This window comes from Mucilaginibacter aquatilis, assembly GCF_009755275.1.
Taxonomy (GTDB): Bacteria; Bacteroidota; Bacteroidia; order Sphingobacteriales; family Sphingobacteriaceae; genus Mucilaginibacter; species Mucilaginibacter aquatilis.
In genome coordinates, this window is sequence record NZ_WQLA01000002.1 from 47,271 (window position 1) to 70,875 (window position 23,605).

Here is a 23,605-nt window from a genome sequence, read left to right on the forward strand (position 1 = left end):
ATTACGTATTTTTTTAACCTAACTTTGAACTATGAAACTCAGCGTATTGGTATTAATAAATGCCCTGGCTGTTGCCATTGCACTTTCCATCGTAAACTTTTACTTCCAGCATAAATGGTATGATGTTACTGTAACCTTCCTTATCGGCTTCATTACCAGTTACATTGTATTTTATTACCTTATTGAAAAATACGTATACTCGAAGGTAAAACTTATTTACAAGCTCATACACAACCTTAAACTTGGCCGCGACCTGCGCGATGCGCTGGGCGAATCAACCAGTACTGATCCTATTGGTGATGTTGAACAGGAAGTAAAAGAATGGGCGCGCGAAAAGAAAATTGAAATTGAGCAGCTGCGTAGCCAGGAAAAATTCAGACGTGAATTTTTATCAAATATATCGCATGAGTTTAAAACGCCCTTGTTTGCTATTCAGGGCTACCTTGAAGCGGTAATGGAGGATGAATTTTACGACACCGATATGGCGATGCAGTTTTTGAAGAAAGCCGAAAAAAACGTTGACCGCCTCAGCTACCTCATTAAAGACCTGGACGAAATCTCAAAGCTCGAATCGGGCGAGATACCAATTAACTATACTAAATTTAAAATAAACGATCTTATTAAAGAGGTTTTTGAGCAGCTTGAACTGAAAGCCAAGCAGCATGACATTAAACTCATCTTTAAGCAAAAGTACGATGAAGCTTTTGTGGTATCGGCCGATAGAGACAAGATTTGCCAGGTACTCATCAACCTCATCGATAATTCCTTTAAATACGGTAAACCGGGAGGCAGCACATCAGTGAGCCTTTTTGAGCTACACGACCAGATTTTGGTAGAAATAACCGACGAAGGTCTTGGAATTAACGAAAAACATCTTCCCCGCCTTTTTGAACGCTTTTTTAGGATAGACAGCCATCGTTCTCGTGAAATTGGTGGTTCGGGACTGGGGTTGGCTATTGTAAAACATATAATTGAAGCGCACCAGCAAACTATTAATGTACGCAGTACCGAAGGCTTAGGTTCAACGTTTGGCTTCACATTGCAGCGCATTATGCCTTCGGCTCTAAAGCAGGTTATACCTGTGTTAAAGAGTTAACATTAACTTAACATTGTATATGTACTTTTGCGTAAACTATTGAATAGCAAATGTCATTAAACAGTATATTCCAGTACTTTGTACCTAAAGACAAAAAGGTATTTTTCCCGTTATTTGAGCAGGCTGCAACCAACGTAAAGCAAATGGCCGAGGTTTTGGTTGAGGCTGTAAACTCAAAAAATGATGCTGACCGCCAGGAAGCGTTCAAGCAAATTGATAAGCTGGAAAATAAAGGCGACGATTTAACTCACCAGATTTACCTTGAATTAGGCAAAAACTTTATTACGCCGTTTGACCGTGAAGATATTCACGCCCTGGCTACTGCTATTGATGATGTGGCCGATTACATTCAGGGTTCGGCTAACCGTATGTTGCTTTATAATATTGAAGAATATACAGAACCAATTTGCAAACTTTCTGAATTGATTTTACAGGGCAGCATTGACCTTGAAAAAGCTGTACGCGAGTTAAAAGACCTTAAAAACGTACGTAATATTGCCGATTCGTGCATTCGCATTAACAGCGTTGAAAACCAAGCCGATTATGTATTTGACCGTGCCGTTGCCGACTTGTTTTTATACGAGAAAGATGCTATGCGCCTTATCAAATACAAAGAAATTTTAGCTGCGCTGGAAACAGCAACCGACATGTGCGAAGATGCAGCCAATGTAATGGAGTCAATACTGGTTAAAAACGCTTAATAGCCCAAAACTTACCCACACATGGTTACCTCGCTGCTTGTTGTTGTAGTTTGCCTTGCCCTCATATTCGATTTTATTAACGGATTTCATGATGCAGCCAACTCTATTGCTACCATTGTATCAACCAAGGTTTTAACACCGTTTCAGGCGGTACTTTGGGCTGCCGCTTTCAACTTTTTGGCTTTCTTCCTTATTAAAGAGCACAAGGTAGCCAACACCGTTGCCAAAACCGTACATGAGAATTTCATAACCATGGACGTTATACTGGCAGGCCTTATTGCGGCCATTGCCTGGAATTTGCTTACCTGGTGGTTTGGTATTCCATCAAGTTCATCACACACCCTTATTGGTGGTTTTGCCGGAGCAGGTATGACCAATGCAATCTTCATGGGCATTAATCCCCTTACGGCTGTTGATACTGCTTCCATTTTACGCATAGCGGCTTACATATTCCTTGCTCCGTTTATCGGCTTGCTGATTGCCTATGTAATTACCATTATCATATTACACATATTTAAAAACTTCAGGCCGGCAGTTGCCGAACGGTGGTTTAAGAGTGTGCAGTTGATATCATCGGCTGCGTTAAGTTTTGCCCACGGTGGTAATGATGCGCAAAAGGTAATGGGTATTATATACGTTGCCTTAGTGGCCGAAAACGTTATTAAACAAGGACAAACCATGCCCGAGTGGATCCCTTTGGCATGTTACACGGCCATTGCAGCCGGCACCATGAGCGGTGGCTGGAAAATTGTAAAAACCATGGGTAGTAAAATTACCAAGGTAACTCCGCTTGAGGGTGTAAGTGCCGAAACTGCAGGTGCTATTACCCTGTTTATGACGGAGCGCCTGGGCATACCTGTATCAACCACGCATACCATTACAGGTTCAATTATTGGTGTAGGCTTAACCAAACGTGTATCAGCAGTGCGTTGGGGCGTCACTATTAACCTGCTTTGGGCATGGATTATTACCATTCCAATTTCGGCTCTGGTAGCTGCGGCTGTTTTTGCAATAATGCATTATTTGTAGTAGTAGCATAGTAAACCTTTTATAAGTAGCTTTGTCAATACACAAATGCTTATGAAACCAATTTTACTTTTGCCGGCACTTGTTTTAACTCTTGCCACTACCACCAGTTGCGATACTCTGCATACTGCTGTTGCCAATAGCGGCGGTACCATTTACAGTCCTACCCAAAACAGTGTACCAAGTACGCTTGAAATGATAAGCGGGCTTAAGCAGGCGCTTGAGCAGGGCACCAACAAAAGCGTAAGCCAGCTATCTTCAGCAAACGGTTTTTTTGGCAATGCCGCTATAAAACTATTGTTACCGCCAGAAGCTCAAAAAGCTGAATCGGCATTGCGTAAGCTTGGCTTTAACAAGCTTTGTGATGATGCCATACTTTCGCTTAACCGCGCTGCTGAAGATGCTGCCGGAAAAGCGGCTCCTATATTTGTATCGGCAATAAAGCAACTTACCGTACAGGATGTAACCAATATACTTTTAGGCGGCCAAAAAGATGCCGCTACAAACTTCTTTAAACGTACCACAACAACACAACTTACCGAGCAGTTTAAACCTGTTATAAACAAGAGCTTGTCAAACGTTGGTGCTACCAAATACTATGGTGCCCTGGTAACACAGTACAATAAAATACCGCTGGTGTTTAATAAGCTTAATCCAAACCTGGATGATTATGTCACTCAAAAAGCTATAGACGGTTTGTTTTACCGTATTGCACAAGAGGAACTGAACATTCGTACTAATTTTTCTTCACGATCAACCCCTCTCCTGCAAAAGGTATTTGGCTACGTTCAGAAAAAAACAAGTTGATATACCTTATTCTTGGTTGAAGATTAAGGAAAGGGAATAAATCAACGTTTCTTTGTATTGCATGAGAAAAAACATTTTACTGGCTGTATTTTCGGGCTTGTTGCTGTGGATTGCCTGGCCACCCACACCTTATACTACCTTTTTGCTGTTTGCAGGCTTGGTTCCAATGCTGATGGCCATTGAGAATGTTATTAATTCAAACTCCGCAAAAAAAGGCAGACTTGTATTTGCAACCACCTTTATTGGCTTTTTTGTTTGGAACTCACTTTGCATATATTGGGTATACAACTCGCTTAAAACTATAGGTCCTGTTGTTGCCATACCCATAACACTAGTACCATATAGTTTAGGCCCCTTATTAATGGCCGGAGCTTGTTGGTTGTATTACCGCATAAGGTTAGTTGCACCTAGAGGATTATCCCTTATTGCATTAGTTTGCTTTTGGATAGGCTATGAGTACCTGCACCAATCGTGGGATTTAAACTTTCCATGGATGACGTTGGGTAACGGCTTTGCCGTGAGCCACAAATGGATACAATGGTATGAGTATACCGGCGTATATGGCGGCACTATTTGGATATGGGCTGTTAATATCATCCTGTTCTTAATCTATGCCGGCCTGCACGAGGCTCAAAACAAAACATTACGCTTAAAGCTGGTATCCTCGTTTGTGCTGGTACTGCTTGCACCGCTAAGTTTTTCGCTTTATCGTTATTATACTTACCAGGAACAAGCGGCACCATCAAATGTGGTAGTTGTGCAGCCTAACATTGACCCTTATACCAAATTTAACGTTCCGGCTTATGAAGAGGTAAGCACTCTTACCCATTTATCTGACTCGCTTGGCAAACCCAACACGGAATTTTTTATATGGCCAGAAACTGCCATTGCCGAAGATGTAAATGAAGACAGCTTTTTTTCAACGCCACAATACAACCAGGTAAAACAATTTTTAAGCAAGTTTAAAAACGGTAATATCATAACCGGCATTTCTACTTATAAACTATATAACGATGCCCACACGCTTACGGCAAAGCCTATGGGCCAGAGCAATCAATTTTATGATGTCTTCAATACCGCTGTTAACATTGAGAACTCCTCGAAACTGCAGTTTTACCATAAATCTAAATTAGTTCCTGGCGCCGAACTTATGCCGTTTGGCTCGGCCCTGAGTTTTTTGAAACCTGTATTTGAACATCTTGGCGGCTCCACCGGTGGCTACGGCAGCCAGGCCGAGGCCGATGTTTTCTATTCGCAAAGCGGCATTGGGGCTGCACCTGTAATTTGTTATGAAACCATCTGGGGTAACTGGGTTGCACAATCGGTGCGTAAAGGCGCGCAGTTTATTGCCATTATAACTAACGACGGCTGGTGGGAAAACACCTCGGGTAAAGATCAACACCTGGATTATGCCAAGTTGCGGGCCATTGAAAACCGTCGCTGGGTTTGCCGCTCGGCCAATACCGGAATTTCGGGCTTTATTAATCAGCGTGGCGATGTAGTGCAGCAATCAGGCTGGTGGGTGCGTACCGCTTTAAAGCAGGATATTAACCTTAATTCAGATTTGACCTTTTACACCCGGCACGGCGATTATTTACCTTATGCCGGATGCATACTTGCTGTACTAGGCATTTTGTGGGTAATAGTTGGACTAATGAGAAAGGTTAGTTAAAAGGCTCAATTAAGCCTTTTAACTAATTGTTCTTCTACTTTTTTAAACATTTGCAGTGGTTTTAGTCCGCGCCAGCTCATATCATCCAGCTCTCCACCAAAGTTTATAAAGTAGTCAATGTTACTCTGTTTGAACTCGCGTATCACATGCTCACGGAAGTTTATTCCGGCTATCCAGCCGTCTTCCACTTCCTGAAACCACTCTTCATAATAGCAATCATCTGATGAGTGAAAGTTCAAAATGTTCTCTCCTATCAGGATAAATTTATTGATGCCGTTATCCATCATCAACTCCATTATTTCGCGCTTAAGCATCATTACGTCGTTATTTATGGCATCATTCCACTCGCCAATAAATTCAATAATTACATAGCCGTAGTCGTAATCGGCGTATAATACTTTCAAGTATAGTGTGTTTGAACCAAACGAATCCCATTGCGGGTGCAACAAATAGTTATACACCTGCTTATCAAACTCAAACTCGTTATACACTGTAGCATAAAAAGGCGAATACTCATCCTCTGCCGCAATGTAATCATCCCTCCACCTGTAATATGGTTCTATTTCGTGCATATCTTTTTTAGTGTTCAGCTTGTTAAGTTATGCATACATGAGTACCGTGCTGTAAAACGTAATAAACTTGTTCTTCAACTTTTCATACTCAAGCATGTAGCATAAGTCTTTACTGCTGTTTTTTACTATTGTAAGCATCTACCGCTTTTCTAACGCTACCATGTTCGTTAAGCAAGGCTGCGGCAGTGGTTTCGTCAACGCCTGTCTCCTGCATAATCATGCGGTTACCGCGGTCAACCAGCTTATGATTGGTTAACTGCATATCAACCATTTTATTACCTTTCACCCGTCCTAATTGAATCATAACGGTGGTGCTCAGCATGTTTAAAACCAACTTTTGTGCGGTGCCGGCTTTCATACGTGTTGAACCAGTTACAAACTCAGGGCCGGTCACCACCTCAACCGGAAACTTAGCCTCAGCAGCAACAGCGCTGCCTGCATTGCATACTATGCAACCGGTGGTTATACCGATTTCATTAGCTGTTTTAAGGCCGCCTATAACGTAAGGGGTGCGCCCTGAAGCAGCTATGCCAACTACAACGTCTTTTTCACTAATATTATATACTTGTAAGTCTTTCCAGGCTTGTTCGGCGTCATCTTCGGCAAACTCAACGGCTTTACGTATGGCTCCATCGCCACCCGCAATTATACCTACTACCCAATCAAACGGAACACCAAAAGTAGGTGGACATTCAGATGCATCAACCACACCTAAACGACCACTTGTACCCGCGCCTATGTAAAACAACCGGCCACCGCTTTGCATTTTTTGTGTAATGGCTTCGGCAAGCTTTTCAATTTGCGGGAGTGCCTTTTGCACTGATAGTGCAACCGACTGATCTTCGTTGTTTATACCGGCAAGTATTTCACTAACCGACAACTGCTCAAGGTGGTTGTAATGCGAATCTTGTTCGGTGGTGTTTATCATAAATATTCTTACAAATTTGTAACAAAAATCGGTAAAATTCCGTCAACTATAGCAAACCCGAAACGTTTATAAATAGTACTTTTGTTACCAAGGGGATGAAGCAAACTGCCGGATTAATTTTCAGATCGATGATATTGGTGTTGCTGGGCGTGGCCGTTGGCCTGCTTATTAACCGCCGTTCATCAAATGCCCCTGCTGATGACAGCCTTACCGTTTATGACCCTAACGGCAACAAGCTGGAAAAGGTAATGCAAATTGTACGCAAAAAGTATGTTGACTCTATAGACGTTGACAGCGTTGAAGGCGTTACCATTAACAACCTGCTGCAAAAGCTCGATCCTCACTCGGTTTATTTGCACAAAAAACAGGCACAATCATTAAGCGAAAAACTTGAGGGTGGCTTTGATGGCATTGGTATCGAATCGCAATTGTTGCGCGATACGTTGTTTGTTACCCAGGTGCTGCCAGGTTCTCCGGCCTATAAAGCAGGCCTGCCTAATGGTGCTCGCATAATTACCCTTAACGGCAAGCCTTTTTCAGGAACGCATTTAACTAACGACCGGGTGAATAATGCCTTTTCGGGCGGTAATGATACCGGGCTTTATGTTGGTGTACTTACTAACGATAGTAAAGATGTTAAAACATTCCGCATTAAGCGCGGGCATGTAAACCTAAGCAGCCTTGATGCGGCCTATATTACAGCGCCCGGGGTGGGTTATATTAAAATAAGTAAATTTGGCACAACTACCGATACGGATTTCAAAGCATCGTTAAAACGCCTGAAAGGCCAGGGCATGCAAAAACTTGTGCTTGATTTACGTGGCAACGGTGGTGGTTACCTGAATACGGCAACTGCCTTAGCTGATGAATTTTTGCCCAAAGGCAGGTTAATTGTTTACACCCAAGGCCAGCATGAGCCACGTACAGATTATTTTGCAACCGATTCGGGTTTGTTTGAGCAAGGTAAGTTAGCTGTTATTATTGATGAGCATTCAGCATCAGCCAGTGAGATATTAGCTGGTGCTTTACAGGATTTAGACCGTGCTGTTATTATAGGCCGCAGGTCTTTTGGAAAGGGTTTGGTGCAGGAGCAATTCAGGTTTGATGATGGTACAGCTTTGAACTTAACCGTTGCCAGATATTTTACGCCATCGGGCCGCAGCATACAAAAATCATACAAAGCAGGCACAGAGAGTTATAAAAACGATTTGACCGAGCGTTTGCAAAAAGGCGAGCTTTACACTGCACAAAATAATTTAGACGACAGCACTTTTAATATGGCTGTAACTTACCATACCACTGCCGGCAAAAAAGTATATGGCGGGGGTGGGATTATGCCCGACATATTTGTACCCGAAGAAGCTGCAGAAAACAGCCGGCTTGTGTTGGACTTGCTGCGCAATCAGGCATTTTCGGGCTATGTTGTAGAGCGCATGCAAAACGTTTTAAAAAACTATAGCACGGCAGACGACTACCTGAACTTCTTTAGTGTAAATGATGTAGAGTTTAACCGCTTTGTTAACTACAGTTCGGCTTTAGGTTTAATAAAAGATGCCGACATGCACGAGTTAACCGTTAACAAGCCGTACATAAAAACTTTGCTTAAAGCACAAGCTGCCCGCTTTAAATGGGGTAGTGAATGGTTTTACCGTACCCTTAACCAGAATGATGCTGGCATAAGCAAAGCTATTGCCGCGCTCAATTAGTAATTAACGGCTCAGAATCCCAAGCAGCTTATCCAGTTGCTTACATTCATTCTTTTTTAAAAGCTCAACGGTCATAGGCACATCTTTCAGCGGGCGGTCTTTAGCATCTTTGGGTACTGCGGCTATTATGTCTACCATATCAATTCCGCTTACCACCTCACCATACACAGTGTAACCATGATCAAGCTGCGGGGTGCCGCCAACGGTGCGGTATATGGCACGTTGCCACTCGGGCACGGTATAGCCTTTTAACCTGGTTTGCTGCAAAGAATCAATGCGTGCATTTGTAACGCGCTTACCTTCTACAATATAAAACTGGCAACCGCTTGATGCCTTTTGAGGGTTATCATCGCGGGCGGCTGCAAGTACACCCCGTTTATGAAACAGGCTGTCCTTAAACTCTGCAGGTATAGTATATTTAACATCACCATCGCCCAACGCCTGGCCGGCAACTGCTTTTTTTGAATCTGGGTCGCCACCTTGTATCATAAAGTTTTGAATTACCCGGTGAAATAGCGTGCCGTTATAAAAACCTTCTTTGGTGAGTTTGATAAAATTATCTCGGTGCTTAGGCGTTTCGTTATATAAACGGATAATCACCTGCCCATAGGCAGTTTTAATACGTACATATTGATTTCGCGGCGGTTTACTCCAGGCAGTAAATGAGAGTAAGATTAAAACAAGGGCAAGTACTCTATTCATCGTTTTGCGTATCCAGTTCTTCAAAATAGTTAACTATTAATGATTTCATCATCATTTCCTGCTCAAGCAAGGTATAAGGCGGAATAGGCTTTATTAGCTTCCAGTGGGGCCAGCCATCCTGATCGGCACCTTCAAGTTCATAAAATCCAAGCTGACTAAAAAGCTTACAATTAGCAATATGCATCAACTCTTCTTTTTGGCGCTTGCTGAATTTACGCGGACCCTGTCCAAGCTCCTGTACGCCAATTAAAAACAACATCACTTTTATATCAGGCAGGTCGGTATCAAAGTCTTCGGCAATTCGCTGCTGCAACACTTTCCACTTTTCGTTTATCTCGGCAGGTTTCATAGCGGTAAATATAGCTTAAATTTAAAAGTAAGCCGTTAAGTACAATTTACACGCGTCAACATCTCACATGTAACTTTACCCATGTTAAATTAAAAAGGGCCGTTAGTAAAACTAACAGCCCTTTGCGCTAATGTTTAAATCTTAATGCTTGCCATGGCCTTTACCATGACCCTTACCCGGGCCTTTACCATGCCCCGGCCCATTACCTTTCCAATGACCTTTTGCTTTACCATTTCCTTTAGTTTTGTAAACTACTGTACGCCTTCCCGGAACGTAGTGATTTTTATATTTTACATCCTTGCTGTTTCGGATAATTACCTGATCGTGCCTTCCCCTATAGCCTGCGTAGCGCGAACGATAAACGCCGGCGCGCTCCCAAGGATTAGGTTCATTTATTACAACTTTATAGCTGTTGTACGGATTGAAGTTGCTGAATCTTGACGGAAGGCTACGGCTGCGCGCCCACCTGTTATTTGAGTAATAAATATATTCATGCGTTGGTACCGAGTAGTAAGCATCTATATCGGGCATGTAGTAATAATCAACATAGTCATAACCAACCGGCCCCCAATCAGGCTGACTGCCAATGTTAAGGTTAACACTTATCTGAGCTTCGGCTTTGTTATTAATTGCAATACCACTTACTAAAATGGCCACTGCGAGTATCATCTTTTTCATAGTACTTCAAAAATTTGGTATTATGACAATTGATAACTGCTAAAAGTTTAAACAAAGTTATGTATCGGCTTGGTTACAATACATAGTTAACCAAGGGTTATAAAACACAATGGCCCGGGTAAATTACCTGGGCCATTGATTTAAAAATGTTATTTGATTACCTGGCGTCGCCATCTAACCTGGCTGCCGCCAATGTGGTTTGTGGTTTACCAATTATACGGTAATTGCCTTCGCCTTTTAATATTGATGCTAATAAGGGACGGTCTTGCAATGTTTTTACTGCCTGCGCCATCTCCTTGTCGTATTTGAAATTGGCTTCATACCTGCCTTTCTCATAATAATAACGCGCAGCTATTTCATTCTCCAAAACCTGCTTTATCTCGGTTTTGTGTACCTGCAAATCATTCTTTTTAGTGCTTGATAGCTTATTGCGCAGTGCTTCAAGCTCGGGCTGTAGTTCGGCATATTGCTTGTCTTTTGCAGCTTCTGTTTTTAGCGCAGTAAGTATCTTTTCGCTGGCTGTGCTGTAAGTATAGTTTTTACTTGACAGGTATTTCACGAAGTCAGCATACTCAGCATCAGTTAAAGTAAATGCTTTTGCTGCCGGAATTTTTTGATGACCCGCCCTGTAATCATTAGCGTAATCATAAATTAACAGTTTGCTTATTAGTGTTTGCGTAACATCGGCAAAGCGTTCTTGCTTTACAGGCACATCAGGGAAAACACCGCTACCATCATAAACTGATCTTCCTGAACGGGTTTTGAATTCGTGTAACGATGAATCGGCCATTTTCACTACGCTGCCGTCATCTTTACGGTGGGCATAATCAAGAGCCTGAACACATCTGCCCGATGGGATAAAGTATTTAGCAATAGTAATTTTAACCAGGCTGCTATATGGCAGGCTAAACGTTTGCTGCACAAGCCCTTTACCATAGCTGCGCTGCCCTATAACAACAGCGCGGTCAAGATCCTGCAGGGCACCTGCAACAATTTCAGACGCCGATGCCGACCGCCCGTTTACCAACACTACCAGCGGCAAGTTGCCTTCAACCGGCTGGGTAACGGTACGATAGGTAAAGTTCTTTTCGCGTATTTTGCCTTTTTGCGAAACCACCTCAACATCTTTTTGTACAAACAGGTTCACTATTTTAACGGCCTCCTGCAAAATACCACCGCCATTAGAGCGCAAATCAAGCACAATACCCGTAGGGTTGCTTTTCTTTAAGTTAGTAAGTGCGTTGGTAACCTCATCGGCAGAGTTTTCAAGAAATTTGTCGAGTTTTATATATCCAATATTACCATCTACAATGCCGTAGTATGATACATTGGGTTGCTTTATTTCTTCGCGTACCAGGCTTTTTTCAAACGCAGGGGCATCACCACGTTTGAGTTGAATCTTTATACCGGCTCCCTTACTGCCTTTAAGTAGCTGGCTTACCTGTTCATTGTTACGGCTGGTTAATTCAATATCGTTTATTTTAACAATTTGGTCGCCGGGGCGTATATCAGCCTTTTGAGCCGGAAAGCCTTCAAAAACTTCAGATACATACACCTTACCATTGCGTGTAAAAATACTGGTGCCTATGCCACCGTATTGGGTGCTTACATAATGAAGCTTGTAATCTTCAATTTCTGATTCGGGCACAAACTCGGTGTAAGGATCTAAACCGCTAAGCATGGCATCAACACCGGTTTTAACCATTTTAGCCGAATTTATATCATCAACGTAATTTAAATTTACCTCTTTATATACCGAAGCAAATACATCCAGATTTTTTGAAATCTGGAATAAATCATCACTAAAGCTCCACAAGCCAACAGCCAAAGCAGCTGCTCCAATCCCCATCCCTGCTTTACGGTATAAATTTCTAACACTCATTTTCCTTCAAATCACTGCTTTATAAGGCGATATATCAGTAAAGGCATAAGTATGCCCCGCGGTTTTAAACGAAGAGTAAAAAATTTTGTTACAGGCGATTATTGTCAATGTTAACCAAAGCTTTCTTCAATGTAAACAATACATATTCGGTATTGCGGTTTACACGCTCTGCAAGGGTATTTATCAATTTATCTTCCTGGCCTTCGTTATACTGCAGGTCTTCATCAGTGAGATGATTATATTTGCGCTTAAGTTTAATTTTAACGCGCGGCCAATCTTTGTTACTTATGTTTATTGATGCCATAATCACAAAAATATAAAAAAAGAGCATCCAAGACGGTTTCGTCAAAAATTCAGTTTACTATTAAACTTTTACTGGTTAAACGCATCTTAACTCATTACTAAACAAAACAAAACTTATGAAAAAGTACATTTTAAGCTTAGCCATATTGGCTTTTACTGTTGCAGGTGCCAAGGCACAGGCAACCTTAGGTATCAAAGGGGGTATAAATTTCTCTAAAATAAATACCGACAATATTAGCGAATCATCAGTAGCGGGTTACCAGGCAGGATTATTTGCACGTGTAGGAAACAGCTGGTATTTACAACCCGAGCTTTACCTTGGTAGCCGCGGTGGTAAGTTTGAGGGCAGTACTGGCGGCAACAGCGCATCAGCCAGCGGAAAGGTAACCTTTACCACACTTAACGTGCCTGTACTTATTGGCCGTAAATTGGTATCAGTAGGCTCATTGAACGTACGGGCAATGGCCGGACCAGTTTATTCTTATAATCTAAGCGAAAACAACAAGGTAAATTCAGTTATTGCCGATTTTGGCGAATACAAAAACAGCACCCTGGGTTTCCAGGTTGGCGGCGGTATTGATATTGGCAACATAACTGCCGATTTACGATACGAAGGTGGCTTAACCAAAATTAACGAGCGCTACGGTCAGCGTGCAAATTTATGGGCCTTAAGCATTGGCTTTAAAATTCTGTAATTAGCAAGTTTTATATAAACAATAAGGCCGCCTGCTTTTGCAGGCGGCCTTATTGTTTTACAGCCTTTTTTAGCCGTGAGCGGCTTTTGATATTGCTCATTACAATTTTATATTTACCTTACCATAATTTATCTGCTACGAAAATACAGGTCTTATGCCGCACTATAAGCATTACTCGTTTGACCTTTGGTTAACGCTCATCAAGTCAAATCCGTTGTTTAAACAACGCCGGAGCCTGTATTTTTACGAGAACTATAATTCATTGCAAAAAACGCTTTCAGAGGTTGAAGCTATTTTCAGGCAAGTTGATGTAATGTGCAATTGCATTAATGAGCGTACGGGTAAAAATATTGATGCCGACGAGATGTACCTCATGGTAATAAGCCAAATGCATAACAACCAGATAAATCTGCATAGCATCAACACCGATGAACTTTACCAAAGAATGGAGGCGCTATTATTTGAAAATTTGCCGAAAGTATATTGTGATAATACGGTAGCAGTATTGGCGGCTATAAAAGATAGTGGAGCATCAATTAATATTTTAAGTAACACAGGCTTTATTAAAGGCAGTACACTGCGGCAGATACTGCAACAGCTGGGTATTAGCCAGTATATTGATTTTCATTTATACTCTGATGAGTTAGGCATTTCCAAACCTAATCCAAAGTTTTTTCAATTGATGATTGATCAGGCTGCTATTTTAAATACATCTATAACCTTAAAAGATATAGTACACATAGGCGACAACCCTATTGCCGACATTGCCGGTGCCGAGGCGATGGGCTTAAACGCCATACTTATTAATTCCAACCAAAAATCTATCACATCTTTATCCAACCATGAACCATCGCATTTATTCCCTTCATAAAATACACAGCAGTACAAATTTTGGCTTCGATGCCGCTGATTACAGCCGTTTTAAATATGGTGATGATGCCGTTGCCGCACGCTACGGTACCGCCCTGGCCGATGGTTTTATACAAGACGTATTGAGCAAAAACCCACCTACGCAACAATTGGTAGTTATATCAAGTCCGTACTCTTTCATCCCTACTGCAACGTTTGCCCTTAAAAATCATTTTGTGTTCAGGCTTAACCGGTGGCTGGCTCAAAACGGCATACCTGTGGTGCAAGAAGCTAAAGTGCATCGCACTATAACTTACAAAGAAGATTATGGCGCTTTAGATGCCGAGCAGCGCATGAGCCTCATTAGTAACGACTCATTTCATATAGATGCCGGTTTTTTAACCGGTAAGGTGCTCATATTTTTAGATGATATAAAGATAACCGGCAGCCATGAGCGCATGATTTCAAAAATGATCAGGGAGTACAATTTGCATAATGAAACCTACATGCTTTATTTTGCCGAGTTGGTTAACATGGATATTCCGCCAACCATTGAAAATTACCTCAACTACCATGAGGTCAAAACCATTTTTGACTTAGACCGCGTTATTAACGGCGGCCATTTTATTGTTAATACGCGTATTGTAAAGTACATACTCAATTATGACCATAAAGATTTTTGCATTTTTATAGAATATCAAAGCAAAGCTTTCATAAATCAGTTATATGATATGGCTTTAGGAAATGGTTATCACACTATGGATAATTATTCTATAAATTTGAATTACTTAAGAAACCTTTTATTAGATCACGAAACAAAATTAGTACACCATGGCAATTAACTTGCAAAAAGGACAGCGCGAAACCATCAACGCACCAAAATTTGTTGTTGGCTTAGGCTGGGATACCAACAGTTCTTCCACAGGGTCAGCATTTGATTTGGATGCCTCTGTTTTTATCATGGGCGATAACAAAAAAATATTAGCCGATGAATTTTTTGTGTTTTACAACAATACTACTTCTCCGGATGGAGCTGTTGAGCATACCGGCGACAACCTTACCGGCGCAGGCGATGGCGACGACGAGCAAATTAAAATTGACCTGTCGAAAATAGATTCGCGCGTTACCGAGATATGCATCGTGATTACCATACATGAGGCCGAAAGCCGCCGCCAGAATTTTGGGCAGGTGCGTAACTCGTTCATCCGCATTTTTGATGCCGATACCAACACCGATTTGCTGAAATACGAACTAGAGGAAGACTTTTCAATAGAAACAGCCGTTGAATTTGGCCGTATTTACAAGCGCAACAACGAGTGGAAATTTGAAGCCGTTGGTGCAGGTATGAAAGGCGGATTACAGGATTACTTAAATAAATACAACTAAACCTAATATGGCAATTAATCTGGAAAAAGGGCAGCGCATTAGTCTTGAAAAAAGCAATGGTAGCAAGCTGCAAAATATATGTGTAGGCATTAACTGGGGTGCTATTGAAAAAAAAGGCCTGTTTGGCATTGGCGGCAGCAAAGAAGCGGTTGACCTTGACGGCAGCTGCGCCCTGTTTAACGCCAACAAGCAACTGGAAGAAGTAGTATACTTTGGCAACCTGAAATCAAAAAACGGCTCGGTTAAACATAGCGGCGACGATTTAACCGGAGATATGGGCGGCGACGATGGTATTGACAACGAGGTAATAACGCTCGATCTGTCGAAACTTAATGAAAGCACCACATATGTAGCTTTTGTACTCAACAGTTTCCGCGGACATGATTTTGGTAAAATTCCGTTTGCCTCTATACGAATTTACGAAGGTACACCTACACGTGTAAACGAGGTGTTTGCTAAATATGATATTGCCAACGGGCCAGGTTTTGCCGGTCACGTGAGTATGGTTATGGGCGTATTTTACAAACGTAACGGCGAGTGGAAGTTTAACGCCATTGGCGAGCCTACTAAAGACAAAAAACTGCAGGAAACCGTAAATACGGTAATGCAGCAGTATTTGTAAGCCCCATCCAACCCTCCCCGGGAGGGAGGGCTTTTTATAATTTATAACTTAAAAAGTTTATCCCCGCAACTTTTAAAAGTCTCCCCTCCCGGGGGAGATTAAAGGGGGCTATATTATGGAAATGGAAAACAACCTGCCACCCGTTCCTGAAACGAGCTTGGTTAGTAATAAAATAGATAAAGAGGGTAACGTAAACCTTGACCAAATCACTACCGACGACGTTAAAAAATATGAGAGCGTTAACAAAGACCTTAACCCGGCCGATGTAAACTCCATATTAAACTATGGTGCCGACATACAAGGCTCAATGGAAAAGTACAGTAACCAGTTCTTGTCATCGGTACGTACATATAACTCGGGCGAGGTTGGTTTACTGGTGAACGAACTGCTTACCGAGCTTAATTATATTGATATTGATGAGCTGAATCAAAATGCGTTCAGTCGTTTCATAGCCGGTATACCGTTTCTTAAAAAAATGGTATTTGATGCTAAAAAGCTTTTTCAGAAATACGACACCGTTGTTAACAATATCGATAAAATCACCAATAAAATTAAAGCCGGTCGTGTAAACTCCATTAAAGATAATGCCTCGCTGCAAACCATGTTTGATAGCAATGTAGGCTACATTAAACAAATGGAGGAGCTGATTATAGCCGGACAGATCAAATACCAGGAGCTAAGCGAAAAGCTGGCAGTAATGGATGGTAACCCGGCAGCGTATCAAGATTACGAAATTGCCGATATGCGCGATTTTGTGAACCGACTTGACAAACGTCTGGCCGATATGAAAGTGGTGCGGTTTATTATGCTGCAATCATTAGCGCAAATACGCGTGGTGCAAAGCAACAATACATCAATTGCCGAAAAGGCCCAATCAATAGTTACTACCACCATACCGGTATGGAAAAACCAGCTTACTATTGCCGTGGCCTTGCATCGCCAAAAGCAAAACGTGGAGATGCAGAAAAAAATATCGGACACTACCAATACCATTTTGCAAAAGAATGCCGAGCTGCTTAAACAAAACAGTATTGATGTTGCGCGCGAAAACGAGAAAACAGTAGTATCAATCGATACATTGAAACGCACAACCCAATCATTAATAGAAACCCTTAACGAGGTTAAGCAAATACATGAGCAAGGCGCTCAAAATCGCAAGGTATTAAACACCGAGCTTGCCACGCTTGAAACAGAACTTAAGAAGGGCGTAACCAACGCCAGCTAACAAACGCTGATGGATGAGAACAGGCGAAATATATTAATTGAATCTACCCGGGCACTAAGCAAGCTGCACCTGCTTGCCGCATTTTTTGCCGATGAGATTGTGATGAAAGTATATGTAAGGAGCCAGGTTATCCATCAGCTGTTTGAAAACAATTCAGAGCTCGATGTTAACAAACTCGAGCTTTTTCATTTGCAGTTTACTGATACGGTAATTGAACTGCTTCGTAAAATTAAAAAGAGCAACGAGCGCAACGTAAGTTTGCTTTTTGATGAAATACAGGTTAACGCCGATATGATCACACGCTTGGAAGCTTCCAGCTACTCAGAAAACGATTACCGTTTAGAAAAACAGCGGCAGGCTCTCAAAATTAATAACTCGTTACGCAAGCTATACGAGGTTTTGAGTCACGATAGCAGCGAATACCCGTTTTCTAAAAACATCAACTCGTTCAGCGCGCGTTTTGCCTCGGGCTTTTACCCAACCGTTGAAGCCGATGTACTGGCTAAACTCACTCAATACGAGCCTAATGAGGTTTACACTAATGCCCATGCTGTAATTCAGCGCAAATTAATGGGCTTGTTGTGCAAATATGATTTTAAAAGCGAGTTTTACAGCGGGCTTAAAAGCGGAAGCTTAATTATAGAAGTATTCCGCATTAAGGAACCTGATATTTATTACATCTTTTATCCGTCGCGCAACTTGTTTTTATTGTGCGATGCTGCCGAGATACAGGATATTAATAACAGCATTGCCCTTGATAAGCCCGATACGCTGGTACAAGAGTTAAAAAACCGTAACGACCAATTGCACAGCAGCGTAGCCATAACCAAAACTTTTTTACCCAACGAAATCCGTAATTTACTGGCCGACCACTACAAAAAAATCTCCGACATTAACTTCCTGCAAAACATGAGCAATTTTGATACGCAGGCTAATGTGCTAAAGGCTATGCTGAATACAGATTTGATGTGATAAAAGCCACTTCTAAGCCGCCCTCGGAGGGGGAGACTTTTTAAAAGCTTTTTAAGCTATCTGTCCCCTCATGTCATCTCGAACGATAGTGAGAGATCCTGTTCGTGTTGCAAAGCATGTCCGCTCTAACAAGATTTCTCCTAATAGTCGAAACGACATAGTTTATAAAGAATTTTTCTTCGCCATTTCCCAAATCTTCACCGCCTCTACAGCCTCCTTCACATCATGCACACGCAAAATATTAGCTCCTTTAGTAAGGGCAATTGTATTTAAAACCGTAGTACCGTTCAAGGCATCGGCGGCAGTACCACCCAGTAAACCATAAATCATACGCTTACGCGATATGCCCACCAACACAGGCGATTCCAACATATCAAAATCCTGTAAACGGTTTATCAACGCATAACTCTGCTCGGCTGTTTTGGCAAAGCCAAAGCCCGGATCAAGTATTACATCATGCACGCCCAGCGCGCGTATTTTTTCATAACGTAAAACCAAATGGTCAAACACTTCGCTAAATACATCCCGGTATTGCGCCTGCTGTACCATGGTTTGCGGCGTGCCTTTCATGTGCATTAAAATATAAGGCACTTGCAGGCGGGCAACGGTGTCAAACATATTAGCATCCAAATCGCCACCGCCAATATCATTAATAATGTGTGCCCCTGCTTTGATGGCTGCTTCGGCAACCTCAGCACGAAAGGTATCAATAGAAAGTACAGCCTCGGGGTATTGCTTAACAATTGCATAAACGGCTGGCAGTAAACGGTCAAGCTCCTCCTGAACTGAAATATCTGCAGCGCCCGGACGGGATGAATATGCCCCCAAATCCAGCATCAATGCCCCGTCAGCAAGCATTTTACCGGCTTGCTGCACGGCCAATTCAACGTCAGGCTTCCTGCTGCCTTCAAAGAAAGAATCGGGCGTTAGGTTTATAATGCCCATAACCTGCGGTGTGCTTAAATCAATAAGCCTGCCGCCTGCGTTAATGGTTGCCTTTTTATTAAAAACTGTATCTTTAGCCATTTACTACGGGTTTAACTGCCCGGGTGTAAATATCGTTACAAAAATTAATTTCTACCGTTTTGAGCAATACCGCATCCGAATACGAAGCTGTTATAAATAACTGCCGGTCGCTTTTTATTAAAAAAACAAGCGATTACGGCACTGCATGGCGCATTCTTCGTCCTTCATCCATAACCGATCAAATATTTATAAAAGCGCAGCGCATTCGTACCCTCGAGGAAAAAAAGGTATCAAAAGTAGGTGATGATGTTACCGGCGAATACATTGGCATTATTAACTACTGTATTATTGCCATGATGCAGCTGGAACTTAATGACGATGCCCCCTATGAGCTTCCGGTTGAGCAGGTAAGCCAGTTATTTGATAGATACGTGAACGAAACGCGCGACCTGATGTTTGCTAAAAATCATGATTATGGCGAGGCCTGGCGCGATATGCGTATTAGCTCACTTACTGATTTAATACTCATGAAAATATTGCGTGTTAAACAAATAGAAGATAACCAGGGCCAAACGGTAGTATCAGAAGGCGTAAAAGCTAACTACCAGGACATGCTGAATTATTCTGTTTTTGCACTAATCAAACTTAGCCACCCAGCCCCCTGAAGGGGGAGTGTTGACTCGCTTAAATATATTCCCTTTTATAATGACCTCCGCATCTAAACAATATACATCAACTTCTACTCCCCCTTCAGGGGGCTGGGGGGTATGGCTTTGCCGCCTCTTGGTTGGCCTCCTCTTCATTTTTTCGGGCTTAATAAAGGCAAATGATCCTTTGGGTTTTTCTTATAAGCTGGAGGAGTATTTTGAAGTATTTCATGTAACTTTTTTAAATGATCTTGCGCTAAGCCTGTCAATAATTTTGTGTGCGCTGGAAATGATACTGGGGTTTGCGCTGCTTATAGGCATCCGTGTTAATGCAATTGTTTGGGGCTTGCTGCTGTTGATTATCTTTTTCGGCTTCCTTACATTTTATTCTGCATTTTTTAAGGTTGTACAAACCTGCGGCTGTTTTGGGGATGCTATTCCGCTTACACCCTGGGAATCCTTTGGTAAGGATATGGCCTTGCTCGTTTTGGTGTTGGTGCTGTTCTTTAACCGCCATCAAATACGTCCGCTGGTAAGCCATAAGGCCGAAGTGCGGTGGTTAGTTGCGGCCGTTATTATTTCACTAGGCGTTGGTTTTTATACTTACAATTTTTTACCCGTTATAGATTTTTTGCCCTACAAAATTGGCAACAACATTCCTGACGAGATGAAAACTCCACCAGGAGCTGTGCCTGATGAATTTGAGTTGACCTACCTGCTTAAAAACAAAAAATCGGGCGCTACAAAAACCGTTAGCGACAAAGAATATCTTAAAAGCGGCATTTGGAAGGATGCCAGCTGGGAAGTACAAGGCGACCCTGAACGCCGCTTGGTTAAAAAAGGTTTCGAACCCAAAATACGCGACCTGGGCATACAAGACGGGCAAGGCAACGATTATACGCAGGAATTGCTCAGCAACCCGTTTTATAACCTTATGGTTGTGGCTTATGATTTAAGGCATACTAACGTTGAAGCATTGGGCAGGCTGAATGCCTTGGCTATTAATCTTACCCAAAACTATAATATTCGCACGGTGCTGCTAACAGCAGCCTCCCCTGCGGATGCTCAGGCTTTCAGCAAAAAGCATCGTTTGGCGTTTGAAATATTTCATGCTGACGGCGTGCCTTTAAAAACCATGGTGAGGGCCAACCCTGGAATTATGCTGCTAAAAAACGGCACCGTAATTAACAAATGGCACCACCATACGATGCCCGATTACGATGCGCTGGTAAAAAAATATCTGCAAAAACAGTAAAATAATGCTACGCTACCTCATCCGCAAAATTGGTTATAGTGCGGCAGTAATGCTGGGCATTGTGGTAGTAGTATTTTTTCTGTTCAACATTTTACCGGTTGACCCAGCCCGCATGACCCAAGGGCAGCGTGCCGATGTACAATCGCTCGAAGCAGTGCGTAAGGAATTTGGCCTGGATAAGCCCTTGCCGGTTCAATTTGCCTATTATCTGAATGATCTATCACCTGTTGGCTTACACGCCCGCACGCTTGAAGAGCGGGAACGTTATGGCTATGTGCAGTTGTTCCCGGTATCAAATACACATGTAATTGCCCTAAAATGGCCATATCTGCGCCGGTCATACCAAACCCATAAAGAGGTTGGTGAGCTATTGCTCGATGTTATACCAAACACGTTGATACTGGCCGTTTTGGCTATGACTATGGCGGTTATACTTGGGGTGTTACTTGGCGTGCTGAGTGCCGTGCATCAAAATACATGGATAGACCGCCTTGCCGTAGGCTTTTCGGTATTGGGTATTTCGGCACCATCATTTTTTGCGGGTATAATAATAGCCTGGCTATTTGGTTTTGTATTGAGCCACTATACCGGCCTCAACATGACCGGTAGTTTGTACAGCTACGATCCGTTCAAAGGCGAAGTACTAACCTGGAGCAATGTAATTTTACCGGCTGTTACGCTGGGCTTGCGCCCGCTTGCCATTATTGTACAGCTTACACGCAGTTCAATGCTCGAAGTGCTGGCTCAGGATTATATTCGCACCGCAAAAGCAAAAGGATTGAGTCGGAACGCCATTGTTTATCGTCACGCGTTACCCAATGCTTTAAACCCGGTTATTACCGCTATTGCAAACTGGTTTGCTTCGCTGCTGGCAGGTTCATTTTTTGTAGAATATGTATTTGGTTATAACGGCTTGGGCAAGGTAACGGTTGATGCGCTCGAAATGTCAGATTTTCCGGTTATCATCGGTTCTATACTATTTATTGCTTTTATATTTGTGGTTATAAATATTTTGGTTGATTTACTTTATGTGTGGATTGACCCACGTGTAAAGTTCAACTCGTAACAGCCACACATAATCAGCTTAATAATTTTTACATGGCACGCATTTTTTTAATTGGTTATATGGGCAGCGGCAAAACCACGCTTGGCCGCAAACTGGCAACCCGCCTAAATTATCAATTTATTGATCTGGACCATGTGCTGGAAGAGCAAGCCGGTATGACCATTGCCGAATACTTTGCCAGTTTTAGCGAAACTGCTTTCCGCGTGGCGGAATCAGAAATATTAAAAAGCACCGCCTATCCCGAAAATGCAGTAATATCAACCGGTGGCGGCCTGCCGTGCTTTTTTGATAATATGGAGTGGATGAACGCGAATGGTACCACGCTGTATATAAACCTTAACCCAAAAGCATTAATAAGCCGTTTAGGCAATAATAAAGACGACCGCCCCATTTTACGTGATAAACATGGCGATGAGCTATTAGCATTTATTACCGAGAAGCTGGAAGAAAGAAATGCATTCTACCTAAAAGCAAACCTAATAGCGGATGGCCTGAACCTCACAGCTGAAAGGGCAGCTGCATTGATTGCCGAAAAAACTGAATTATAGCATCCTATTGCTTTAAGAAGCTAATTAAACCAACCTAATTAACCCTCTTTGTTGCAAACGGTTGAGGTAAGTATTAATCTCCGCATCACCCATACCATAAATTGCTTCATCGCGCCAAAAGGCTTCATAAATTGCCTCCTGGTTGTTTACTCCATTTTGGTAAATAAGTAGTAGTTTTTCTTCAATATAATTTAAACCTTGTTCATTCACCTCTAGCCTGCGCATCTGTGCCTCAAGGGCAAATTTTAGTTGATGAAGCCCACCCCAAAATGGAGTGCTATCAATAAAGCGGTCTAACTTGTCGGCATTAAAAGTATTGTAAGCTCGCCAGGCTTCACTAGCTAATTTAAAATCATATTCGCCAAGGTGCAGGCGGTTGTCATATAACACTTCCAGTTGCTTGCCGGTCAGTTGCCCCATTCCTCTGAAGTTTGATACTCCTGGGAAGCAATCAGGACAAATAAGGTAAATTTCCGGACCCGATAGGTCGACTTGCTGTTGAAGCAATTGCATTACACCAAGCATATTTACCTGGCAATGCAAATCAAAGTCAAACCACAGAGTAATATCGGTGTAAGGTTGATTTAACTTTTCCAGTTCATGCAGCACCTTATGCTCGTAACCATCGGGCGTATCATTAAAAGTAAGACCGGTAAATTTTTGTCTTTCATGCCAAAAATCTGCATCTAACTTTACAGCTAACGGTCCTTCAGAAAACACCTCACGCCAAACTAAAACATCCCCGTCAATACCTGTATCATTGAATTCTTGGAAGGTGGCATCGCCGTTAAGAATATGAAGCTGAGACATGAGCAATAAGTGATTTACTGAATTAGAGAGTAATTAATTTGCCTATTCCCATATATAGCAATTGTGTTCAGCGAATGTTTTAAATTCGGTCATTCACACCATCACTCCCTCGCTCGTTAATTAAAACTATTAAATTTACCAC

At 42.2% G+C, this 23,605-nt stretch carries 26 protein-coding genes; 17 read left to right on the forward strand and 9 right to left on the reverse strand.

The features are described from left to right. Positions 1 to 31: 31 nt before the first annotated feature. The 5 genes from GO816_RS04655 to lnt all read left to right on the forward strand — a co-directional run bounded on the left by GO816_RS04655 (position 32) and on the right by lnt (position 5,302). Positions 32 to 1,096, forward strand: a complete 1,065-nt coding sequence (locus GO816_RS04655; RefSeq protein ID WP_157540201.1) for a sensor histidine kinase — start codon at positions 32 to 34, stop codon at positions 1,094 to 1,096. Positions 1,097 to 1,146: 50 nt separating this feature from the next. Beyond that, positions 1,147 to 1,797, forward strand: coding sequence for a DUF47 domain-containing protein (locus GO816_RS04660; RefSeq protein WP_157540202.1), 651 nt, complete (start codon positions 1,147 to 1,149; stop codon positions 1,795 to 1,797). A gap of 21 nt (positions 1,798 to 1,818) precedes the next feature. Continuing rightward, positions 1,819 to 2,826, forward strand: coding sequence for an inorganic phosphate transporter (locus tag GO816_RS04665; RefSeq protein ID WP_157540203.1), 1,008 nt, complete (start codon positions 1,819 to 1,821; stop codon positions 2,824 to 2,826). 51 nt (positions 2,827 to 2,877) lie between these two features. Then, complete coding sequence (locus GO816_RS04670) at positions 2,878 to 3,630, forward strand: DUF4197 domain-containing protein (RefSeq protein ID WP_157540204.1); 753 nt, start codon at positions 2,878 to 2,880, stop codon at positions 3,628 to 3,630. 61 nt (positions 3,631 to 3,691) lie between these two features. Beyond that, the gene (lnt, locus tag GO816_RS04675; RefSeq protein WP_157540205.1) at positions 3,692 to 5,302 is read left to right on the forward strand and encodes an apolipoprotein N-acyltransferase; all 1,611 of its coding nucleotides are present in this window, start codon (positions 3,692 to 3,694) and stop codon (positions 5,300 to 5,302) included. 5 nt (positions 5,303 to 5,307) lie between these two features. Here lnt and GO816_RS04680 read toward each other — a convergent pair whose 3' ends face one another. Further along, a complete protein-coding gene (locus tag GO816_RS04680; protein ID WP_157540206.1) occupies positions 5,308 to 5,874 on the reverse strand; it encodes a hypothetical protein in 567 nt (188 codons plus the stop codon). Positions 5,875 to 5,983: 109 nt separating this feature from the next. After that, positions 5,984 to 6,802 carry an N-acetylmuramic acid 6-phosphate etherase gene (gene murQ / locus GO816_RS04685; RefSeq protein WP_157540207.1) on the reverse strand — a complete coding sequence of 273 codons (819 nt, stop codon included), beginning with the start codon at positions 6,800 to 6,802 and terminating at the stop codon, positions 5,984 to 5,986. Positions 6,803 to 6,897: 95 nt separating this feature from the next. Between murQ and GO816_RS04690 the strand changes: the two genes are divergently transcribed. After that, entirely contained in the window at positions 6,898 to 8,508 is a 1,611-nt protein-coding gene (locus GO816_RS04690) for a S41 family peptidase (protein WP_157540208.1), read from the forward strand. A gap of 3 nt (positions 8,509 to 8,511) precedes the next feature. Here the strand turns inward: GO816_RS04690 and GO816_RS04695 are convergent, their stop codons facing one another. From GO816_RS04695 to GO816_RS04715, 5 genes are all read right to left on the reverse strand, one after another. Then, positions 8,512 to 9,210: a peptidylprolyl isomerase gene (locus GO816_RS04695; RefSeq protein WP_157540209.1), complete on the reverse strand. Its 699-nt coding sequence runs from the start codon at positions 9,208 to 9,210 to the stop codon at positions 8,512 to 8,514. Continuing rightward, complete coding sequence (locus GO816_RS04700; RefSeq protein ID WP_157540210.1) at positions 9,203 to 9,559, reverse strand: hypothetical protein; 357 nt, start codon at positions 9,557 to 9,559, stop codon at positions 9,203 to 9,205. The genes GO816_RS04695 and GO816_RS04700 overlap by 8 nt, the downstream gene beginning before the upstream one ends. A gap of 141 nt (positions 9,560 to 9,700) precedes the next feature. Then, positions 9,701 to 10,237 carry a hypothetical protein gene (locus GO816_RS04705; protein WP_157540211.1) on the reverse strand — a complete coding sequence of 179 codons (537 nt, stop codon included), beginning with the start codon at positions 10,235 to 10,237 and terminating at the stop codon, positions 9,701 to 9,703. Positions 10,238 to 10,394: 157 nt separating this feature from the next. Next, the gene (locus GO816_RS04710) at positions 10,395 to 12,119 is read right to left on the reverse strand and encodes a S41 family peptidase (protein ID WP_157540212.1); all 1,725 of its coding nucleotides are present in this window, start codon (positions 12,117 to 12,119) and stop codon (positions 10,395 to 10,397) included. An 88-nt stretch (positions 12,120 to 12,207) separates the two neighbouring features. After that, a complete protein-coding gene (locus GO816_RS04715) occupies positions 12,208 to 12,423 on the reverse strand; it encodes a CsbD family protein (RefSeq protein WP_157540213.1) in 216 nt (71 codons plus the stop codon). Positions 12,424 to 12,538: 115 nt separating this feature from the next. Between GO816_RS04715 and GO816_RS04720 the strand changes: the two genes are divergently transcribed. From GO816_RS04720 to GO816_RS04750, 7 genes are all read left to right on the forward strand, one after another. Continuing rightward, the gene (locus tag GO816_RS04720) at positions 12,539 to 13,117 is read left to right on the forward strand and encodes a porin family protein (protein ID WP_157540214.1); all 579 of its coding nucleotides are present in this window, start codon (positions 12,539 to 12,541) and stop codon (positions 13,115 to 13,117) included. A gap of 154 nt (positions 13,118 to 13,271) precedes the next feature. Continuing rightward, positions 13,272 to 13,988, forward strand: a complete 717-nt coding sequence (locus GO816_RS04725) for an HAD family hydrolase (RefSeq protein ID WP_157540215.1) — start codon at positions 13,272 to 13,274, stop codon at positions 13,986 to 13,988. Continuing rightward, a complete protein-coding gene (locus GO816_RS04730; protein WP_157540216.1) occupies positions 13,960 to 14,808 on the forward strand; it encodes a phosphoribosyltransferase family protein in 849 nt (282 codons plus the stop codon). The genes GO816_RS04725 and GO816_RS04730 overlap by 29 nt, the downstream gene beginning before the upstream one ends. After that, a complete protein-coding gene (locus tag GO816_RS04735) occupies positions 14,798 to 15,352 on the forward strand; it encodes a TerD family protein (RefSeq protein WP_157540217.1) in 555 nt (184 codons plus the stop codon). The genes GO816_RS04730 and GO816_RS04735 overlap by 11 nt, the downstream gene beginning before the upstream one ends. 7 nt (positions 15,353 to 15,359) lie before the next feature. Next, the gene (locus GO816_RS04740) at positions 15,360 to 15,974 is read left to right on the forward strand and encodes a TerD family protein (RefSeq protein WP_157540218.1); all 615 of its coding nucleotides are present in this window, start codon (positions 15,360 to 15,362) and stop codon (positions 15,972 to 15,974) included. 115 nt (positions 15,975 to 16,089) lie between these two features. Next, on the forward strand, positions 16,090 to 17,199 hold the full coding sequence (locus GO816_RS04745; RefSeq protein ID WP_232336495.1) for a toxic anion resistance protein: 1,110 nt from the start codon (positions 16,090 to 16,092) through the stop codon (positions 17,197 to 17,199). A gap of 9 nt (positions 17,200 to 17,208) precedes the next feature. Further along, positions 17,209 to 18,171 (forward strand): hypothetical protein, encoded by a 963-nt coding sequence (locus GO816_RS04750; RefSeq protein ID WP_157540219.1) that lies wholly within the window; start codon positions 17,209 to 17,211, stop codon positions 18,169 to 18,171. Between the two features lie 162 nt (positions 18,172 to 18,333). Here GO816_RS04750 and folP read toward each other — a convergent pair whose 3' ends face one another. Then, entirely contained in the window at positions 18,334 to 19,197 is an 864-nt protein-coding gene (gene folP / locus GO816_RS04755) for a dihydropteroate synthase (RefSeq protein ID WP_157540220.1), read from the reverse strand. A 59-nt stretch (positions 19,198 to 19,256) separates the two neighbouring features. On the opposite strand from folP, the gene GO816_RS04760 reads away from it, so the two are divergent. The 4 genes from GO816_RS04760 to GO816_RS04775 are packed head-to-tail and all read left to right on the forward strand — an operon-like array spanning position 19,257 to position 22,653. Then, positions 19,257 to 19,802: a DUF1599 domain-containing protein gene (locus GO816_RS04760; protein ID WP_157540221.1), complete on the forward strand. Its 546-nt coding sequence runs from the start codon at positions 19,257 to 19,259 to the stop codon at positions 19,800 to 19,802. A 40-nt stretch (positions 19,803 to 19,842) separates the two neighbouring features. Then, the gene (locus GO816_RS04765) at positions 19,843 to 21,039 is read left to right on the forward strand and encodes a BT_3928 family protein (RefSeq protein WP_157540222.1); all 1,197 of its coding nucleotides are present in this window, start codon (positions 19,843 to 19,845) and stop codon (positions 21,037 to 21,039) included. Positions 21,040 to 21,043: 4 nt separating this feature from the next. Further along, positions 21,044 to 22,105, forward strand: coding sequence for an ABC transporter permease (locus GO816_RS04770; protein ID WP_157540223.1), 1,062 nt, complete (start codon positions 21,044 to 21,046; stop codon positions 22,103 to 22,105). Positions 22,106 to 22,137: 32 nt separating this feature from the next. Continuing rightward, a complete protein-coding gene (locus GO816_RS04775) occupies positions 22,138 to 22,653 on the forward strand; it encodes a shikimate kinase (protein ID WP_157540224.1) in 516 nt (171 codons plus the stop codon). A gap of 24 nt (positions 22,654 to 22,677) precedes the next feature. Here GO816_RS04775 and GO816_RS04780 read toward each other — a convergent pair whose 3' ends face one another. Then, positions 22,678 to 23,463, reverse strand: coding sequence for a DUF1835 domain-containing protein (locus GO816_RS04780; protein ID WP_157540225.1), 786 nt, complete (start codon positions 23,461 to 23,463; stop codon positions 22,678 to 22,680). Positions 23,464 to 23,605: the final 142 nt, after the last annotated feature.

Excerpts from the sequence above, each read along its gene's own strand:
- GO816_RS04655 (WP_157540201.1), top strand. The coding sequence starts at position 32 with ATGAAACTCAGCGTATTGGTATTAATAAATGCCCTGGCTGTTGCCATT.
- GO816_RS04660 (WP_157540202.1), top strand. The coding sequence starts at position 1,147 with ATGTCATTAAACAGTATATTCCAGTACTTTGTACCTAAAGACAAAAAG.
- GO816_RS04665 (WP_157540203.1), top strand. The coding sequence starts at position 1,819 with ATGGTTACCTCGCTGCTTGTTGTTGTAGTTTGCCTTGCCCTCATATTC.
- GO816_RS04670 (WP_157540204.1), top strand. The coding sequence starts at position 2,878 with ATGAAACCAATTTTACTTTTGCCGGCACTTGTTTTAACTCTTGCCACT.
- lnt (WP_157540205.1), top strand. The coding sequence starts at position 3,692 with ATGAGAAAAAACATTTTACTGGCTGTATTTTCGGGCTTGTTGCTGTGG.
- GO816_RS04680 (WP_157540206.1), bottom strand. The coding sequence starts at position 5,874 with ATGCACGAAATAGAACCATATTACAGGTGGAGGGATGATTACATTGCG.
- murQ (WP_157540207.1), bottom strand. The coding sequence starts at position 6,802 with ATGATAAACACCACCGAACAAGATTCGCATTACAACCACCTTGAGCAG.
- GO816_RS04690 (WP_157540208.1), top strand. The coding sequence starts at position 6,898 with ATGAAGCAAACTGCCGGATTAATTTTCAGATCGATGATATTGGTGTTG.
- GO816_RS04695 (WP_157540209.1), bottom strand. The coding sequence starts at position 9,210 with ATGAATAGAGTACTTGCCCTTGTTTTAATCTTACTCTCATTTACTGCC.
- GO816_RS04700 (WP_157540210.1), bottom strand. The coding sequence starts at position 9,559 with ATGAAACCTGCCGAGATAAACGAAAAGTGGAAAGTGTTGCAGCAGCGA.
- GO816_RS04705 (WP_157540211.1), bottom strand. The coding sequence starts at position 10,237 with ATGAAAAAGATGATACTCGCAGTGGCCATTTTAGTAAGTGGTATTGCA.
- GO816_RS04710 (WP_157540212.1), bottom strand. The coding sequence starts at position 12,119 with ATGAGTGTTAGAAATTTATACCGTAAAGCAGGGATGGGGATTGGAGCA.
- GO816_RS04715 (WP_157540213.1), bottom strand. The coding sequence starts at position 12,423 with ATGGCATCAATAAACATAAGTAACAAAGATTGGCCGCGCGTTAAAATT.
- GO816_RS04720 (WP_157540214.1), top strand. The coding sequence starts at position 12,539 with ATGAAAAAGTACATTTTAAGCTTAGCCATATTGGCTTTTACTGTTGCA.
- GO816_RS04725 (WP_157540215.1), top strand. The coding sequence starts at position 13,272 with ATGCCGCACTATAAGCATTACTCGTTTGACCTTTGGTTAACGCTCATC.
- GO816_RS04730 (WP_157540216.1), top strand. The coding sequence starts at position 13,960 with ATGAACCATCGCATTTATTCCCTTCATAAAATACACAGCAGTACAAAT.
- GO816_RS04735 (WP_157540217.1), top strand. The coding sequence starts at position 14,798 with ATGGCAATTAACTTGCAAAAAGGACAGCGCGAAACCATCAACGCACCA.
- GO816_RS04740 (WP_157540218.1), top strand. The coding sequence starts at position 15,360 with ATGGCAATTAATCTGGAAAAAGGGCAGCGCATTAGTCTTGAAAAAAGC.
- GO816_RS04745 (WP_232336495.1), top strand. The coding sequence starts at position 16,090 with ATGGAAATGGAAAACAACCTGCCACCCGTTCCTGAAACGAGCTTGGTT.
- GO816_RS04750 (WP_157540219.1), top strand. The coding sequence starts at position 17,209 with ATGGATGAGAACAGGCGAAATATATTAATTGAATCTACCCGGGCACTA.
- folP (WP_157540220.1), bottom strand. The coding sequence starts at position 19,197 with ATGGCTAAAGATACAGTTTTTAATAAAAAGGCAACCATTAACGCAGGC.
- GO816_RS04765 (WP_157540222.1), top strand. The coding sequence starts at position 19,843 with ATGACCTCCGCATCTAAACAATATACATCAACTTCTACTCCCCCTTCA.
- GO816_RS04770 (WP_157540223.1), top strand. The coding sequence starts at position 21,044 with ATGCTACGCTACCTCATCCGCAAAATTGGTTATAGTGCGGCAGTAATG.
- GO816_RS04775 (WP_157540224.1), top strand. The coding sequence starts at position 22,138 with ATGGCACGCATTTTTTTAATTGGTTATATGGGCAGCGGCAAAACCACG.
- GO816_RS04780 (WP_157540225.1), bottom strand. The coding sequence starts at position 23,463 with ATGTCTCAGCTTCATATTCTTAACGGCGATGCCACCTTCCAAGAATTC.